Annotated in this window: 16 protein-coding genes; all 16 read right to left on the bottom strand. The window is 57.7% G+C overall.

Translation table 11 applies throughout. The features are described from left to right. The coding region (locus VM163_06845; GenBank protein ID HUT03589.1) for a DUF1565 domain-containing protein at nt 1-426 on the bottom strand (426 nt) is incomplete at its 3' end. 209 nt (nt 427-635) lie between these two features. After that, nucleotides 636-1,583 (bottom strand): LD-carboxypeptidase, encoded by a 948-nt coding sequence (locus VM163_06840; protein HUT03588.1) that lies wholly within the window; start codon nt 1,581-1,583, stop codon nt 636-638. A 51-nt stretch (nt 1,584-1,634) separates the two neighbouring features. Further along, entirely contained in the window at nt 1,635-2,189 is a 555-nt protein-coding gene (locus VM163_06835; GenBank protein HUT03587.1) for a DUF2284 domain-containing protein, read from the bottom strand. Between the two features lie 18 nt (nt 2,190-2,207). After that, the gene (locus VM163_06830; protein ID HUT03586.1) at nt 2,208-3,386 is read right to left on the bottom strand and encodes a cell division protein FtsZ; all 1,179 of its coding nucleotides are present in this window, start codon (nt 3,384-3,386) and stop codon (nt 2,208-2,210) included. Between the two features lie 17 nt (nt 3,387-3,403). After that, nucleotides 3,404-4,696, bottom strand: a complete 1,293-nt coding sequence (gene ftsA, locus VM163_06825; GenBank protein ID HUT03585.1) for a cell division protein FtsA — start codon at nt 4,694-4,696, stop codon at nt 3,404-3,406. Nucleotides 4,697-4,712: 16 nt separating this feature from the next. Beyond that, a complete protein-coding gene (locus VM163_06820; GenBank protein HUT03584.1) occupies nt 4,713-5,558 on the bottom strand; it encodes an FtsQ-type POTRA domain-containing protein in 846 nt (281 codons plus the stop codon). A gap of 129 nt (nt 5,559-5,687) precedes the next feature. Next, nucleotides 5,688-6,635 (bottom strand): UDP-N-acetylmuramate dehydrogenase, encoded by a 948-nt coding sequence (gene murB, locus VM163_06815; GenBank protein HUT03583.1) that lies wholly within the window; start codon nt 6,633-6,635, stop codon nt 5,688-5,690. Further along, nucleotides 6,635-8,038 carry a UDP-N-acetylmuramate--L-alanine ligase gene (gene murC / locus VM163_06810; protein HUT03582.1) on the bottom strand — a complete coding sequence of 468 codons (1,404 nt, stop codon included), beginning with the start codon at nt 8,036-8,038 and terminating at the stop codon, nt 6,635-6,637. Before murC ends, murB begins: the two co-directional genes overlap by 1 nt. Beyond that, entirely contained in the window at nt 8,038-9,174 is a 1,137-nt protein-coding gene (locus VM163_06805; GenBank protein HUT03581.1) for a putative peptidoglycan glycosyltransferase FtsW, read from the bottom strand. The genes murC and VM163_06805 overlap by 1 nt, the downstream gene beginning before the upstream one ends. Continuing rightward, a complete protein-coding gene (gene murD / locus VM163_06800) occupies nt 9,152-10,555 on the bottom strand; it encodes a UDP-N-acetylmuramoyl-L-alanine--D-glutamate ligase (GenBank protein HUT03580.1) in 1,404 nt (467 codons plus the stop codon). The genes VM163_06805 and murD overlap by 23 nt, the downstream gene beginning before the upstream one ends. 10 nt (nt 10,556-10,565) lie before the next feature. Beyond that, nucleotides 10,566-11,648 (bottom strand): phospho-N-acetylmuramoyl-pentapeptide-transferase, encoded by a 1,083-nt coding sequence (mraY, locus tag VM163_06795; GenBank protein HUT03579.1) that lies wholly within the window; start codon nt 11,646-11,648, stop codon nt 10,566-10,568. Nucleotides 11,649-11,684: 36 nt separating this feature from the next. After that, nucleotides 11,685-13,133: a UDP-N-acetylmuramoyl-tripeptide--D-alanyl-D-alanine ligase gene (gene murF, locus VM163_06790; protein HUT03578.1), complete on the bottom strand. Its 1,449-nt coding sequence runs from the start codon at nt 13,131-13,133 to the stop codon at nt 11,685-11,687. After that, the gene (locus VM163_06785; protein ID HUT03577.1) at nt 13,130-14,656 is read right to left on the bottom strand and encodes a UDP-N-acetylmuramoyl-L-alanyl-D-glutamate--2,6-diaminopimelate ligase; all 1,527 of its coding nucleotides are present in this window, start codon (nt 14,654-14,656) and stop codon (nt 13,130-13,132) included. Before VM163_06785 ends, murF begins: the two co-directional genes overlap by 4 nt. Beyond that, a complete protein-coding gene (locus VM163_06780; GenBank protein ID HUT03576.1) occupies nt 14,653-16,533 on the bottom strand; it encodes a penicillin-binding protein 2 in 1,881 nt (626 codons plus the stop codon). The genes VM163_06785 and VM163_06780 overlap by 4 nt, the downstream gene beginning before the upstream one ends. Then, on the bottom strand, nt 16,499-16,825 hold the full coding sequence (locus VM163_06775; GenBank protein ID HUT03575.1) for a hypothetical protein: 327 nt from the start codon (nt 16,823-16,825) through the stop codon (nt 16,499-16,501). Before VM163_06775 ends, VM163_06780 begins: the two co-directional genes overlap by 35 nt. Further along, on the bottom strand, nt 16,826-17,779 hold the full coding sequence (gene rsmH, locus VM163_06770) for a 16S rRNA (cytosine(1402)-N(4))-methyltransferase RsmH (GenBank protein ID HUT03574.1): 954 nt from the start codon (nt 17,777-17,779) through the stop codon (nt 16,826-16,828). Nucleotides 17,780-17,811 lie beyond the last annotated feature (32 nt).

Genomic DNA, 17,811 nt, shown 5'->3' with positions numbered 1-17,811 from the left:
ACCGCCCTTGCCGTCGGTTCCAGAACCGTTTGCTCTTCCGCCCGTAACCGTTAGGCCCTCAATCGTGAGGCTATCCGCCTGGGCGCAATAGATGACGTGATATGCGGTTTCCTGGGCGTCGAGTATTACTGTGTCGGCCCCATCGCCTAAAAGCGATACATAGGACTTCATCTGAAGTGGGAAACTCTCGCCGCTGGCCGAGGGCGAATAGGTCCCGGCGGCTATGTGAATCGTAGCAGGACCGCCCTCTGTGCCACTTACAGAAGACAATGCGTGAGTGATCGTTTTCCACGGCGCAAGCGGCGATGCGCCGGTGTTTGCGTCAGTTCCGTCGTTTGAATCGACATAGTAATCCGCAGCCGGAAGAATGGCGACCACCAAGGACAAGCATACGGCAACTACGACGAGAAGATTCAAATGCTGCATTTTCCGCCCTCCATTTTCATTGTTACACGCTGCTGTCGCCCAGCGAATCCCAGTTTTCACAAGGAACGGCCATTTCTCCGATGTTCCCACACTGCCCTATCAATCATAGGCAGCTTGAGCTCGGTCCATCGACCTTAAACTAACCACATACACTGCGCCGCGGCCCTCAAGGAGTCAAACTCTGGGTCTATCTCGTGCGGAACCGCAGGCTATCTCACCCCTTCACTCATCTTACAGCACGAGCCAGCATACTCGATTCTCCCTCGGTTAGTATCTAGCGCGCACATGACCCCTTGCGGCACAGTGGTCTTCCGAGCAATATGGCCGAATGGGAGGCCGGAAAGGACTGGGTAAAGCCTGCCGGCGAACCTCTCCTTAAAAACGTCTCCGAGAGAAAGCGAAGGTTTGCCCCCGCGCGGGTAGCATCGCACGAAGCGGCCCAGCAACACGCCTGCAACGTGCGAGAGGACCCCGGCGAGCTCAAGCTGCATTAGGTAGCGGTCGATCCTGTATGGCGGCTCATCGACATCTTCCAAGAAGAGAATGGCGCCTCGGGTATCCGGGAAGTAGTCCGACCCAAGCAGCGAAACAAGGACCGATAGGCACCCCCCGATAAGCCTTCCGGTGCACTGACCGGCAGAGAGCGCTTCGATACTACTAGCCGGGGTCTCCGAGAACAGTCGTGCACCCGGACGGGCCTCAAGTGCACGCAGCATCCGGCCAAAGACCATTGAGGCGCTCCGGCCAGCGAGGTCAATCGAGGCGACCGGCCCGTAGAAGGTGACTAGATTGCAGCGGGCAAGAAGCGCCAGTTGAAGCGCCGTCGCGTCGCTGTATCCAATGAGAGGCTTGGGGTTCTGACTGACGAGATCATAATCAATGAGATCAAGCAGCCTCGCACACCCATAGCCGCCTCGGGCAAGGATGATCGCATCAACGGCTGGGTCGGCGAACATCGCGTTCATGTCCGAGGCGCGCTCCTTGTCAGTTCCCGCGAGGTATCCGTGCGCCTCAAACAGATGCGTAGCAAGCTTGACGCGATAGCCGCGCTGGGTCAGGAATTGCGCTGCCTTGTGTATCGAGACCTCATCAACGGGTCCCGAGGGGGCGGCTATCCCCACGGTGCCACCCGGCGGCAGTGGCCTCGGCTTCAACACCCCGATATCCTCCCGCAGTGTGGCAAGCTGTGTGCGATACCCCGTTGAGACCTATTCGATGAATACAAGCGAATACCAGTTCTGTTTCTCCGACCCGCCTGGGTGCTTCAAGGTCTCTATGGGTAAGCCCAGTCCGCGCGCGGTGGCAAAGACGTCTATACCCATCCCCTGCATTGCAGGCCTCGCCCGGACAGGGTCAACACATGGCTTGTCCATTTGAAAAGCACACGTCTCGCATATCGTGCAATCGCTCAGGCTGAATGCGAAGTAGTAGTCATCGACGTAGGCTTGGCTCTCTATCGCGAAGGAGATGTTCTGGTTGTCCTTTTGATTGTCGGCGTGTATTAGGAGCGCCCACGAGTATTTTCTTAGCACGGGCTCGGCGTCCCAGGGCATCAGGGCCTTTGGCGCGGACGGGCAGACCCAGCTGTTGTTCCAGCCGGAGCACCCATACATACACTTCAGTATCGTCCTATGGTCAAAGACTATGCCTTCGACTGGGATGATGAGGGCATCAAGGGCGCCCATGTTGAGAGCCTGCTTGGCGTAGCCGGAGAATAGTTCGCGAGCCTGCTCAATGTTCATGGGTTTCGGGGCTCTAGGCATAGAAAACCTCATCGAACTCTAACCATTGCTCTCGGACGGCGCCTTCAGCCGCAAGTAGGACGGTGTGTATATCCTGTGGGAGGGTCCCGCGCTGTTAATCTGCTCGATCGTGAACACCCTCTCGAGCTCTATCACCTCTGCCTGGGGCTCTGGCAATTCATCGAAGTGGGTCGCTATCAGCGTTACAGTAACACTATCGCCAGCTCCCTTTTCAAGCCTTGTGCCGCAGAAGACCTTGGCCATAGGACTGACAACGCGCGATATCCTCGACTTGAGCTCAGTGTCCTCGGAAGCGGTAACCTTGTAGCCGAGCGTTGTAACAAGAAGCACCGCCTGGGCTGCATCCATGGGCGGGTGATCGATGAGGTTTTTGTGGAGCAGCTGTTCGAGCAGTTCATCAACCACGCCCTCGCCGGACGCAGACGCCTGTGCAACCACCATCATCCCGCCATCCTCGATTACCGCCCTTATAGAGCCAAAATCTATCGACATTCTCGCAGGACGCAGGACGAGGTCCGTCACACTTCCTATGATGCGCACCAGCTGGTCATCACGCAGCTTGAGCGCCTCGTAGTAGGTCAGCCGGTCGCTCAGCGAGAACAGTCTGTCGTTGGGAATGACGATGATGCTGTCAGCAGAGGAGCGGAGCTTTGCTATTCCCTCGCTGGCGCTATCGGCCTTCTGACGGCCCTCATACTCGAATGGTGAGGAGACAACCGCGACCGTTAGCACGCCCATATCTCTCGCCATCTTCGCAAGATAAGCTGCCGCCCCGGACCCAGTGCCGCCTCCCATGCCTGCCACGATGATCACCATCCCATAGTTGGCGATTTTGTCGGCCCATTCTTCAGATGCCTCCTCCGCGGCGGCTCTGCCGAGGTCAGCATTGCCTCCGCTGCCTATGCTCCTAGCTGTGTGCTTACCAAGCAGGAGTTTCCACTCGATCGTGAGCCGCTCAAGAGACATGTAGTCAGTATCGATAGCGATGAAATCGAGCGATGAGGGAGCCATGCTTTGCATCTGCTCCACTGTGTTACAGCCGTCGCCGCCGACACCCGCGACGAGGACCTTCGTCTGCGGAGCATCACATTCATCACTGGCAAACCACACAAACGGACATTCCTGCCTGACCGACAACGGTAGTGTCCTAATAGGAAATGAGACCCCTGGCGGAACAATCTCTACTATGCTTCCCATTCTTCCTTACCTCCAAATTAAGTCAAAAATATGTTCTTACAGGTCAAAGCGTTCCACGCCCGACTGAGGAACGAGCGTTCTTGCCCCGCAAAGCTGCTAACACCGGCCGCCCGCTCATAGCCGAACGACAAAAGCCCCATCACGCTCGCAAAGCCTGGGTCGTCCAGAGCCCCGTCGAAAGACCTGGTATCGGCGCACTTGCCTGTCTGCGCCTGCATGCCGAATATGTACGACGCCAGCCCACAAAGGCCCGAGTCTTGCGAGGCGCGGCCGGTCAGAACCACGCCGCGCTTGATGAACTGCTCTGCGTCCGTCCGCCTAATGTCGTTTCTGAGCGTGAGGAGTATCTCAGCATTTCTGGACGACATTGCCCTGACAACCTTCGGGTCGGCCGTGGTCTCCTCGACCTCCGAGACCAATGACTCGAGGCGCCCCTCTGTCGGGCGAGGCATCTTTGAAGCGCGGCCGGTGCTGAGCTTGACCTCTTCCGCACTGCGCATGTCGCAACCGAGGCAGTGCGCCACATCCCTGGTGACGAATCCACCGGCCATAGCCACACAGCTGACGTATCGTGGAGACCCACCGAAATAGATGATTGCATCCGTTGTGCCCTTCCCAATATCTATCAGCAGGACACCATCTTCCATCTGGTCAGGTGTGAGGCACGCTCTAGCGGAAGCCAGGGACTCCAACATAACAAGCCTAGCCGAAAGATGCGCCTCCCCGAGGGCACACTCCAGATCGTTCAGGGCGCTCTGGGACGCCAGAATCACCTTCACGTGCGCATCGAGCCTTTGTCCTGTCTTGCCGACTGGGTTCTTGATGAACTTGCGGCTATCGACCGCGAAATCCTGGAGAATCGTATGCAGCATTCTCTCATCAGAGTGAACCGTAACGGACTTCGCGTCTTCAAGCGCGTGGCGAAGATCGCTCTCGACGATTGCTCGCATGGCGCAGGTGTCCTTGGACGAGGAAGACCCACTGAGCGATATAGTTCCCACGCTATCGACCGAGCGTGTGTGCCGACCGTTCAAGGATACGACAACATCTTTGACCCCGGTCGATGCCATCACCGAGGCCTGCTCGGTGGCTGTCCTGATCGAGTCTGCGACCTTGCTGATGTCAACGAACTCTCCCCGCTCGACACCCCTGGTTCTCACCTCGCCCACGCCGATGATCTTCAGCGGCGCAGTGCTCACCTCATCATCCCCCAGCTCCAAATCCTCCTCTACTATCTGGGCGATAGCAGCCCGTGTTGTTTCTGAACCTACATCTAGGGCCGAGACAATCCGCGGCGTTCGACCGAACATTCTCCCTCCAATCCTCTCAGGTCTTTTTTCTTAGGATGATCTGGCCCCTGAATCTGAGGTCCACTGACCGGAATTCTCCCTTTTGACGAGCGACGTAGTCTTTTGCCATAACATACTTATGTATCTGTCCATTGAATGCATCCAGCGAGAAAACGAGCGCCGTACCACCTGCGTGGGGCCACACACGAACCTCAATCTGGTCAACGACCTCCACCCGCGAATGAGGGCCTAGATAGCCCAAAGCTAAGAGCGAATCGCACAGCGAGACCAGGTCTGGGAGAAACTCCTCCTGCACCTTGCCACCAAGACCAACGTTGCTGAACGTGAGCCCCTGCAAAGAGGGAAGTCCGGCCGCCGCTAGCTCACTTGGCAAAGGCACAAGGACGCCGTCGTCAGAAAGGCCCCAACCTCTGCCCTTAAGCTCCGTCACAAACCTCGCCCTCCGGCCTTGAACGTTCACTACAAGGGTCGAGGGATACAGCTTCTTCACCGTTGCGCTCTTCACCGATGGCATACTCGCAAACTCGCTTCTCATGTCCCCGACCGAAACGTCGAGAAGCGATCGCCCAATGTTGCCCAAGCAGCTGGACGCCGCCTGGGTGGTGTCGATGTCGCCCGGCGCCTCGATCAGTATCTGGCGAACGGAGAATAAAGAGTCAAAGAGTTTCCCCAGGACAGCCCTTGTCGGTGCAAAGAGCATCAGCCCCACAAGCGCTCCTCCAACGGCCCCAACGGTAACCAAGCTCGCTATACCCTTTGGCCAGGTGCGGCTGTGTCGCTTCTTCACGGGCGGCCTGGGCAAGGGCGGTCTATAGCAGAAATCGATTCGTTGCCGCGCGGCTTCTATCCGCTTGATTCTCATCTAATCACCTTGCGAGTTGGCAGTCGCCAGTCATCGGTTGCCCGTTGTCAGTTGTCAGTTCGCCTTCATCCTTCATCCTTCATCCTTCCGCCTTCTACGAGTTCGTTTCTGACCCCAATAGACACAGCCTCAAACCTCCATCAACCCATATTCGCCAAGGACCTGCACCTCGGTTGTGAGCACCACCCCGGTCGATCTCTTGACCTCATCCCTGACAAGCCTAATCAACGACAGGATGTCCGCCGCCAACCCTCTACCTTCATTAAGGATGAAATTGCCGTGCTTATTCGATATCCTTGCCGAGCCAACGCTACGCCCCTTCAGCCCTGCCTTTTCGATGAGCTCTCCGGCGCTAAGGCCGGCGGGATTCTTGAATACGCATCCGGCGCTCTTGTGAGAGAGCGGTTGCGATTCAGCCCGGCGCTGTGAGTAACCCCGAACCGCCTCGGCTGCCTCGTTGGGATCGCACTCCTGCAGTCGAAACGTCGCTCCAAGCACTATCTCGCCCGGGATGATGCCTGAATCGCGATAGGACGACTGGAAGTCGGAGCTTTGGAAAGCCTCAATGCCGCCATCCCCGAACATGAGCCAGACCCTCTCGAGGCAGTCCCAGACCGAACGCCCGAACGCCCCCGCGTTCAGAAACACAGCGCCTCCCACAGTGCCTGGGATGTCCGTCAAGGGCTCTAGGCCCGAAAGGCCTTTTTTGACAGTAGAGCTAACAAGGGCGGCGAGGGGTCTGCCGGCGCGGATAAACTCTCCATCGGTCGTCGCGTTGGCCTCGTGTTCAAGCCTCTTCAGCGTCACTACGACCCCTCGGAAGCCCCTGTCGTTTACAATCACGTTTGTCCCGTTGCCAAGTATGAAAAGCGGCACCGAGTAGGCCCCACAGAACTCGCCGAGCGCCGCCAACTGCTCAACCGTTGCAGGCTCGACAAATCCATCGGCCGGCCCGCCAACCCCGAAGGACGTGTGCATGCTCAGTGGCTCATCCCAGATGGGATGGCACCCCACCTGGGTGCATAGCCCGGACAGATTCTCTCTCCAACCTGCTGCCCCGATGCTTGCCTGCGCCATCAGCCCTCCCCCCCAAATCTCTGCTGAAGTCCACTAAGAACGACCTCGCCTATCTTGTAGATGTCCCCTGCCCCCAAGATGATGATCATGTCCCCCGGCCGCGCCTCGTTCACGAGGCGCTGGGCCGCTTGGGTCATCTCCTTGACAAAATGCGCCGAGCTGTGCCCCGCTCGCCTCACGCCCTCAAGAATGAGCCGCGCGCTGACCCCCTTAATTGGCTTCTCTCCCGCCGGATAGATCGAGGTGATAATCAGGAAGTCGGCATCCCCAAACGCGGTGAAGAATCGTTTAAGAAGGTCCTGTGTTCTTGTGAAGCGATGCGGTTGGAAAGCGACCAGGAGCCTTCTTTGCCAGCCTAATTTTGCCGCCTTGAGCGTCTCCCTTATCTCAGTTGGGTGGTGCCCATAGTCAACGATCACCATTATGTCATGCACCATGCCCTTGAGCTCGAAGCGCCTCTTGGGGCGGACGAACTTCGCAAGCGACTTTCTGATGACGTCGAAATCGATACCGAGCTCCAGCCCAACAGCAGTTGCAGCCAGGGCGTTATAGATGCTAAGCATCCCGGGCGTTGGAATCTCGATGCGGCCCAACCGCTGACGCCCTCCGCCAGACCGCCTGTAAACATCAAAACGACTCACGAAGCTCTCGAAGGCCATATCCTGGGCCATGAGGTCGGCCTCGGCACTAAGACCATAGGTAACCAGCCGGCGTTTGATCCTTGGGATGAGCGCCTTGAGGTTCGGCTGATCGAGGCACACGATAATCGTCCCATAGAACGGGACCTCGTTGGCGAATGCCACGAAGGTGCTGAAGAGCTCCTCCTCGCTTGCGTAGTGGTTCATGTGTTCTCGCTCAAGCGAGGTTATGACGCCAATCGTCGGGGAGACCTTGAGTATTGTGCCGTCAGATTCGCACACCTCGGCTACCAGGACGTCCCCAGCGCCCAGCCGGCCACCGCTGCCCACGTCGCTGACGATGCCACCGATCACGACTGTCGGGTCAAGATTAGCCGTTTTAAGGACCTCGGCGATCATGCTCGCAGTCGATGTCTTGCCGTGGGTCCCGGCCACCGCGATGCCGCACTTGTTCATCCGCATCAGCCCGGCAAGCATCTCCGCTCGCGGTATGATGGGGATGCTGGCCTTTCTTGCCGCAACGAGCTCAGGATTATCTCTCGCGATCGCATTTGAGAAGACAACCAGATCGGAGCCAGCGACATTGGCCGCTGCGTGGGGTATGGATATCCTCGCGCCGTGGTTCGAGAGCCGGTGGAGCAGGTCGCTATCCTCGATATCGGAGCCAGAGACCTCGTAGTTAAGCCTGAGCAACACTTCGGCAATGCTGCTCATTCCGCTGCCGCCAATTCCGACAAAATGGATTTTCTTGATCCCTGCGAACATCATTTTCGCTTTCCTTCTGCGCGACTTCTGATGACCGACAGCAAGAGGCCCACCGTTATCATGTTTGCTAGCAACCCGCTCCCACCGTAACTTACGAAGGGCAAGCTGATACCAGTCGTGGGCATAAGCCCCAGAACAACGGCGATGTTCATGAAGCTCTGAAGCCCGAGGCTTGTCGCAAGGCCGAAGCCCAGAAGCCTTGCGAAGTGGATGTCCAGCGACATGCTGAGCATCAAGGCTCTGCTAGTAAGCGTGAGAAAGAGGGCTATAACTATGACTGCTGCCACGAACCCACCGTCCTCCGCGAGCGACGCGAAGGCGAAGTCATTGAAGCTCTCGGCAAGCAAGAGATGCTTTTGCATGCCCTTACCAAGGCCCATACCAAACAGCCCACCCGAGCCCATAGCGGTGAAGGCTTGCTTGAGATGCCAGGAGATGTTTGTGGGGTCCAACAGATAGAACGCAAAACCATCCACTCTGTCCTTGAAGTGATGTGAGTAATAATATGCACACGCGGCAGCTGACAGCGCCAAAGCGGCGAGCGCTCCGATATGTCTGAGTCGCTTTTGGGCCACGAAATAGATCGAGCCGCAGACCAGCGCCAATAGGCCAGTGGTGCTGTAATCAGGCTCAATAGCAACGAGGAAAAGAACGAGGAATACGACAGGCAGCGTTATCGTGAGGACCCTTGCTGAACCATGCCGCTTGTTTTGTTGGGCACATATCATTGATGCAAGGAACAGGGGAAGCGTGAACTTGGCCAGCTCGCTCGGCTGGAACGTGAAGTAGTAAAGGTCGAGCCATCTTGTTGCACCCCTGTGGGTCACGCCCACGCCCGGAACCTTGACGAGCGCAAGCAGCACGATTGTCAGAAGTATAAGTGGCCAGCTCAACCTCGGCAGGGTCTCTAGCCGCACGGTCGCCGCCGCAAGTCCAATCAACAGCGCAAACACGACTGATATGCCGTGTCTTACAATATAGTAGTAAGGGGTGCCGTAGTCATTCGCAGAACGAAGCATCGTTGCGCTGAAGACGGTTATGATTCCCACCGCTAGCAGGATGCCAACAAGCAACAAGATGACCCCGTCCAGACCCATCAATCGACGGGAGATGCTATCTGACCTGGCTAACGCCATGACCCCTCCCCTCGAGATAATCGAGAACAGCCTTCTTGAACCTGTTCCCTCGATCGCGAAAGTCCTTGAACATGTCGAAGCTGCTGCACCCCGGCGACAACAGAACAACGTCGCCACTAGCGGCGAGCGACGCAGCTTGAGCAACGATGTCTGCAACACCACCCACGTTAAGCAGCACTGGGAGGTCCTTGCCAAGCGCTGCCGCGATCCTCGAGCTTGCCTCACCAATCGCTATGACTGTCTTGATCTTGCCCCTAGCTGCCTCGAGAATCTCTGCCCAGTCGCAGCCCTTATCTCGCCCGCCAGCAATCAGGATAATCGGCCCCTCGAACGCCTCGAGCGCCTTCGTAACCGCTAGGGTGTTCGTCGCGTGGGAGTCATCTACGAAGGTTATCCCCTCAAACATGGCGAAGACCTCGAGTGTGTGAGGCGCAAGTTTGAACCCGTCCAGTGCCTCCCTTATCGCATCCACCGGGACTCGCCTAGCGATAGCCATCGCTGCCGCCGCCATCACGTTTTCAAGGTTATGAAGCCCGGGTAGCGTGATGTCCTTGCGCTTAAGGACCGGAGAACTCTTGCCCTCGCGGACGCAGATGATCTCCTCCGACGTCAGGAACACACCGTCCAGCTTATCGGGGGTACCCATGCCGAACCATACAACAGAACGGGCGACCCCACGCGCTAGCTCCACAAGCCGTGCGTCCCCGGCATTGAGCACGAGAACATCGCTGGCCTCCTGATTCTCGAAGATGCGGAGCTTTGCAGCGTGATACTCCTCGAGGCTCGAGTAGCGGTCGAGGTGGTCAACGCCCAGGTTGGTGATGCAGGCGACACGGGGCCTGAAGGTAACAATTGTCTCGAGCTGAAAGCTGCTGACCTCCGCCACAACTGCGGCCCCTGAAAGAAGCCTCATAACCTTGCCGCACAACGGCTCGTCAGGTAGATTCCCGCCAGCGACCACATCGAACCCAGCGACGGCTAGTATTCGATGTAGCAGCCGTGTAGTGGTCGATTTCCCCTTTGTGCCGGTGATCGCGAGGAAGTCGGCGTCTGAAAGCATGAACGACAGCTCAAGCTCCCCTATGACCGAGGCGCCGGCCTTGCGCGCCTGTTCGAGCGGCTCGATTGCGGTCGGCACGCCAGGACTCACAACGACCATCTTTGCAGACCGCATGACCTCGGCTGGGGCCATACCCAGGTAACACCTCGCACCGATCTGACGGAGCGACTCCGCGTGTTCCCTCAAGTCCGGGCTTTCACCCTGGTCCACAACGGATACTCTGGCGCCGAGGCCAATGAGTACCTGAGCCGCGGCACGCCCCGACGAACCGAGGCCGAATACAACTACGTCTTTCCCCTTGAAACTGCCCTTGTAACGCATTAGCCCTGTGTCATTTGACCTTAACAACAACGATAGCGATGAGACTAAAAATGAACGAGATTATCAGCATCCTTGAGACCACCTTTGCCTCGTGCCACCCCTTTAGCTCTAGGTGATGATGAAACGGGGCCATGCGGAAAACCCTCTTGCCGGTTGACTTGAAACCAATCACCTGGACGATCACTGAGATAGCCTCAATTACGAATACTCCGCCGAGGATCGGCAGCAGAAATTCGTGCTTGCACAGGAGCGCCACGGTGCCGATTGCCCCTCCGATGGCCATGGAGCCCGTGTCGCCCATGAAGACCTCCGCCGGGAATGTGTTCCACCAGAGGAAACCGAGGCCAGCCCCGAACAGACCGAGACAGACGACCGATACTTCGCCGCTGTTTTGGATGAACATCGTGTGCAGGTAGTTGGCAAGTATGCTGTGTCCGGCGACGTAGGCGAGCGCTCCAAGCGTGAGTATCGTCATGCTCGAGACGCCTGTTGCGAGACCGTCGAGGCCGTCTGTTAGGTTCACAGCGTTTGTAGTGGCGACGAGAACGAGCGCCACAACCACGAGATATGCGTAACCGAGATTCGGAGTTACATGTTTGGTGATGGGGAACTGAAGAGAGGTTGCGTTGTGCTCCCCGGAGAATGCGATGAGTGCGATGCCGACCGCCAGGGCAATGCCAAGTTGGAGGGCTATTTTGGACTTTGCCGAGAGCCCTTTAGAGCTTTTTCTAATCGTCTTCTGGACATCGTCGGCGAACCCCACAAGCCCGTATGTGACGAGTGCTCCGACCGTTATCCATACATATATGTTGCCGAGGTCTGCCCAAAGCAGCACGGAGATGACGACGCTGAGGACGATCATGATGCCGCCTGCAGTCGGCGTGCCCTTCTTAGCAAGATGTGCGCGAGGGCCATCGTCGCGTATGAACTGCGTAAGGCCCCACCTTTGGAGCCGGCGGATGACAAATGGTCCCATGATGAGACACAGGCACAGTGAGGTTACTAGGGCCCCTGCCCCTCGCAATGTGATGTACCTGAAAACGTTCAGCGGCGTGAAATACCTTTGCAACGGCAGAATGAGATGGTAGAACAAGTCGCCTATCTCCCCTCGATTGATCCCTTAACCATGTTACCTGATCAGCACCTTTTGGCGTGATTCGCCGCACAACCTGTCAACGAGGCGGTCCAATGCCCAGGCTCGGGAGCCCTTCACAAGCACCCAAGCGCCGTCCTGCACCTCGTCGAGCGCGCTCTTTAGGTCATAGATAGACTGACAGTGATGTATCCGTTCGGGCGCCATCCCCGAATCGCACGCCCCCCTTGCAGTATGCTTAGAAAGCGGCCCCAGCAGAAACAGCTGGTCTATGGGTCGCGAGCCGACGTAAACCCCGACTTTGTAGTGTTCCGATTCAGATAGCCGACCCAGCTCCAGCATGTCCCCAAGCACGAGAATGACTGACCTTGCGGGGTCAACATCGCCACGCAGCACGAGCAAGGTGTCGATGGCCGCGCGAACGGCCGCCGGCGATGAGTTGTAGGAGTCGTCCAGCACTCGAAGGCGCCCGTCACGACTGCCAACCAGATTGACGCGATGTGGAAGGGAACTGGTGTCCGCAAGCCCCGCTACGATCGCGTCCCAGGACATGCCTAGATGTCTGCCGACCGCAACGGCAGCCAGCGCATTCTTGACGTTGTGCGCCCCCAAAAGAGGGCACCTAAGCGAATGCGACTCGCCGCCATAGAACACCTCGAAGGCTGTGCCATTCTCCCCCAGCGACCTGAGGTTGTCGCCCCTGAACTCTCCCGCCGAAAGGCCGAATCCCACAACCTTGCACTTGGCAAGATGGGTCCGGCTCTCGAGCCGGCTATCGTCAGCGTTCACAAAGAGAGCTCCTTTCTCGGGCAGCTTCTCGAACAGCTCGGCCTTTGTGTCCGCCACATCGTCAAGCGACTCGAAGAACTCCGTGTGGCACGTGGATACGTTCGTTACCACTCCGTAATCAGGCTGACAGATGTCGGCGAGCTGGGCAATCTCGCCCTTAGCATTCATGCCGAGCTCCACCACGAGGTATTCACAATCCGGTCTGGCCTCAAAGATCGAAAGCGGCACCCCATAAACGTTGTTGTAGTTGCTTCGAGACTGATAGGTCTTGCCGGAGCGGCCAAGTACTGCGGCGAGCATCTCCCTGGTCGCAGTCTTGCCGATGCTTCCGGTAACGGCTATGACTTTGGCCCGTAGCTTCCTGCGGAAATATGTGCCGAGCTTGGCTAGGGCTTGGGTGGTGTCCGAAACCGCGATGAGTGGGCCAGGCCCGAGCTCTGCTATCTCCTGGCGCTTGGCCTTTAGATGCCACCTCAGCCTCGATACAATCGCGCAGCACGCTCCCTTCAGAAACGCCTTCTCAACGAAATCGTTCCCGTTGAAATGCGGGCCCTTGATCGCCACAAAGACATCCCCCTGCTTGAGGGTGCGCGTGTCGATCGAGAAGCTCGTCACGTAGATCGGGTGAAGCGGCGGATACAGCATCTGCCCGCCCACGATTCTCGCCAGCTGCTGTATCTGAACCGGCGACGTCATCGGGCTCTCCCGGTCCTGATGGGGTGTCTCATCGTCTCCAGAAGCTCTCGCGCCACCGTCCGGTCATCAAAAGGATGCCGAGTGGTTCCTACAATCTGATATGTCTCATGCCCCTTGCCAAGTATCAGGACGGCGTCTCCCGGGGCCGCTAGGCCGAGAGCAAATCCTATGGCGTCACGCCGGTCAGGTTCGACAACGACCTTAGCCGAACCCATGGACCGCGCGCCTCGCTCGACCTGTTGTATGATCTTGAGCGGGTCCTCCGTCCGTGGATTATCGGAGGTGATGACACAGACGTCGCTCAACTTCGCCGCCATTTGCCCCATTGGGCCGCGCTTGGCCGCGTCGCGGTCGCCGCCAGCGCCCAGCACGGAGACTATACGGCCGCGCACGAGCTGCCGCGCCGTTTCGAGCGTCTTGGCGATGGCGTCTGGCGTGTGAGCGAAATCTACCACCACGAGAAAATCCTGTCCGCAGGAGACCTTCTCGAACCGTCCTGGGACTCCCTTGAGCGACGCGATACCCGAGACCATCTGCTCCGAGCTCGCTCCAAGAGCGGCAGAGGCTGCGATCGCGGCGAGGCAGTTTTGGACCGAGTGTGCCCCGATGAGCGCAGTCTTGATGGGAAGCGTGGCGTCAGGGGTTCTGACCTCGAAGTCCGTGCCATCCTGAGATAGCCGTATTTGCCTGGCAAGGAAGTCGGCGGCGTCGTTTTCGAGCGAGTAGGTTCTGGTCTTCACCCTCGATGCGGCCAGGAATTGGGCCGAATACTTGTCATCGAGGTTTATCACAGCTGCGGCTTCTGCCGTCCTCGTCGGATCAAGATGACGCTCGAAGAAGCTGAGCTTGGCGGCTAGGTAGTTCTCGAAAGTGCCGTGAAAGTCGAGGTGCTCAGACGTGATGTTCGTGAATACCCCGAGGGCGAACCTGCACCCGTCCACTCGCCCCTGCACGAGGCCATGTGACGAGGTCTCCAGAATGACGGTCTCAACGCCTCGCTTGTGCATCTCCGCCAGCAATTGCTGAAGCCGGACCGGGTCCGGCGTTGTCAGCGAGGCGATGTCTTCGCTGCCAGGGTAGCGATAGCTGATCGTCCCGATCACGCCGACCCCAGCGAGCATTCCGAGGACCGACTCCAGAAGGTACGAGACGCTGGTCTTACCATTTGTGCCGACGATGCCGACGAGCTTCATGTGCTCGCTGGGGTTGCCGTTCAGGTTGGACGCAGCGACAGCGAGGGCGGAGCGTGCATCTTCAACGAGAACGAGTGGTGGCCAGCCTTCAGAAACATCCGAGCTGAGTCGCTCAAAGACATCCTCTCTGTCAAGCACAACTGCTGCGGCGCCCCTTTTGATCACATCAGGGATGAAGTCATGTCCGTCTTTTGTGAAGCCCCTAACGGCGAAAAAAGCCGTGGAACGTGAGGAGCTCTGGGACGAAGAGCATAGCTCCCTGACCTCCGGGCTCATCTCGCCCTTCGTGGCCCGGACTACAACCGCCCTTAAGACTTCGCTGAGCCTCAACTTGATGCTGCCTCCAATCGCTTGTCCTTGGCCATCTGAAGAAACGGCGACTTTCTGGCCTCAAGGTAGGCAAGGACGTGGCTTGCGACAGCGGAGAAAATGGGGGCAGCAACAGTGCTCCCCCATATCTCTCGCTGTGCGTGTCGCGGGCTGAAGACGCTTATGAGTAGCGCGATTTGCGGGTCTTCAGCCGGCGCGAAACCTATGAAGGAGGTGATGAGGTCTTCGTGCGAATAGTGCCCCGTCTGATGATCGAACACCTGTGCAGTGCCCGTCTTCCCACAGACAGACACCCCGTCAACAGCTGCCCTGTGTCCCGAGCCCTCAGTTACGACCCTGCGCATCATGCTCACGACTGTCCTCGCCGTGCTTGCCCTGATGACTCTTCTGATAACTCTCGGACGAGTCTGATAGACGATGTTTCCGCTGGAGTCCTGAACGGCCGCCACTAAATAGGGCTGCATGAGCATTCCGTCATTGGCAATCGCGGACATGGCCGACACAAGGGAAACTGCCGACAGTGAGAGCCCCTGTCCAAACGACACGAAACAGGTGTATTCCTCGTCCCACTGGGACAGTGCCTTGACCCGTGGCGCGGGTTCTCCGAACAGGCCCACTCCCGGCTTGTTCAGAAACCCGAAACGCATCAAGTACTCATGCAGCAGGCGAGGCGTGAGCCGCATCCCGATCTTGGACATCCCAATGTTGCTCGATTCGGCCAGAATATCCTCCACGGTCAGCTCGCCAAATGGATGCCAGTCGGAGATCCTCGACTTCCCCACCTTGAACGAACCGTTCTCGCAGAAAAACGTCTCGTAGCGCCTCACCTTGTTCATGTCCAGCGCTGCAGCGACCACGAATACCTTAAGAAGGGAGCCCGGCTCAAAAAGGTCGGTGAGGCAGCGTGCCTTGTAAAGGCCTCCGGGCTCACAAAGGTTGGCCAAATAGGCCGGAATATGGCCGAGGTCGTGAGCAGTATAGCTCTGTCTATGATTAGATGAGGAATAAGTTGGATAAGTCGCCATCCCCAGTATCGCGCCCGTTTTGGAGTCCATAATCAGGCCGAGGGCAAGCGGCGCGTTCCATGATTGACAGGCCTCGCGAAGATGCCTGTAGAGAATGTATTGGATGGCGCTATCAATCGTGAGAACAATGTTATTGCCGTTTACGGGAGGCTCCAACACCCCTTGTGTTAGCGGCGCACCCTCCAAACGCACGTAGGGATTTATTACCACCGTGCCAGGTTTGCCCGACAGCAGCTTGTCAAACTTGTGCTCCACCCCCTCAATGGCATCGCCCAAAGCGTTGACGAACCCGACGATGTTGCTCACCCAATCACAAGTGTAATAGCGCCTATGCTCAACTGTATAGCCGACCCCGGGCACCTGAAGGCTCTCAAGCCGCAGGGCAGTATTCTCGTCGCAGAAGCGACGCAGCCAGACTAACCGCGCCTTCTCGCCAAACGCCTCATCCAGACTTCCTTCTGAAATGCCCGGAAAGCCAGAAAGCCGGCTCCTGGCGATTTTCTTGTCGGCATCCGTCAACTCTTGTGCGTATGCCCAAAAGGACAGCGTCTCCCGGCTCCCCGCAAGCGTCCGGAGACGACAGTCAAGTATCTTGCCCCGCTTTGCCGGGAGCGCCAGCCTTCTGGTGTGAAGCGACTCGGCGATTCTCATGTAATCGTCGTGTTTCAACACCTGAATCCAAAGGAGTCTGAACACACTAAGACCCGCAAGCAAAATGAACACCAACAGCACGGCCAGCATCCGCAACGCCTGCGAATCGAGCTTCCTTGGCTGCCGAGTGTGGACTATCTGCCCCGCTTGCGGCCCGCGACGCTTACTACCGTTTATGACTAGCAACCCTCGTCGCCCCATCGTTTAGGTCCTCTTTGTGTAAGATCAGCATCTCACCGGGCTTGGGATGAACGAAGCCCAGCCTTATTGCCCTCTTCTCCAACTCCGGAAGATCGTTCAATCCCGCGAGCCTCACCTTCAAGCCATCCCCGCTACGTGCGAGGCTTTGATACTGGGACTTGAGGCCAGATATCTCCCACTTGAGGTTCATGATGCGAAAGCTCTGGCAGAGATAGAAGAGCGCGCTGGCAAGAAGGATGCCGATTGTAAATAAATAAAACATCGTATCGTTAAACCTGGCCTCGCCTCTCATCTAAAGACGCTCCGCAATCCTAAGTCCCCCACTCCGACTCCGAATGTTTCTAGCAACCTCGGACGCCGATGCTCCAATCGCCTTCCTGTTGACTATCCGAATCTCCGCACTTGGCTCGAACGTCCCCATGGCAGCATCCTCCGGGCGAACGTAGCCCCTCTCGTGCTCCCGGAACACCCGCTTGGTCAACCTGTGGCTGAGCGATTCATAGCAGACCACCAACAGGCGACCCCCGCTGGCAAGCGCGGCAATACTCTGCTGCAAGCCCGCATCGAGCACATCCAGCTCGCGGTTGACCGCAATCCGGAACGCCTGAAACACCTTCGCAAGAAAACTCTCAACCTTGCCGTGCCCCAACCGGCGCCCAATCGAGCGCCTCACGACCGCAGCCAGCTCGCCGGTGGTCCTGATCGCCGTCTTCCCTCGCGCCTCGACGATAGCGGCGGCCAGTCGGCCTGCGAATGGAACGTCGCCAAAATCACGCAGTATCTTGCGAAGTTCTCTTACGTTTTCACGATTGATGAGGTCTCTTGCCGATGCGAGCTGCGAGCTGCGGCTGTAACGCATGTCGAGCGGGCCATCGAGCATGAAGCTGAAGCCTCGCGCTGCCGTCCCAATATCATAACTAGAGAGCCCGGTGTCCATCAGAATTGAGTCCACAGTCCCGATACCAGCCTCAGAAAGAAGATCGCCCAAATCCCCGTAGGAACCCCTAATCGCCATGAATCTCTCTCCATAACGCTCGAGGCGCCTCTTGCAAAGCGCAAGTGCTTCGCTGTCGATATCAATCCCCACAACTGAGGCAGAGGGAAAGCGCTCGAGAACAGCCTGCGCATGGCCACCCAAACCTACGGTTGCATCGAGGAAGATGCCCTTGCCTGTTACAGGCCGGAGGTTCTCCAAAACCTCATCGACCAGAACTGGACAATGAATATCCCCAAAAGGCTCCCTCATTAATCCCCTCCGGAGAATGAAAGCAACAGCCT

The sequence above is a fragment of the bacterium genome (assembly GCA_035527515.1).
Lineage (GTDB): Bacteria > B130-G9 > B130-G9 > B130-G9 > B130-G9 > B130-G9.
This window is presented reverse-complemented; position numbering and strand designations above follow the sequence as displayed.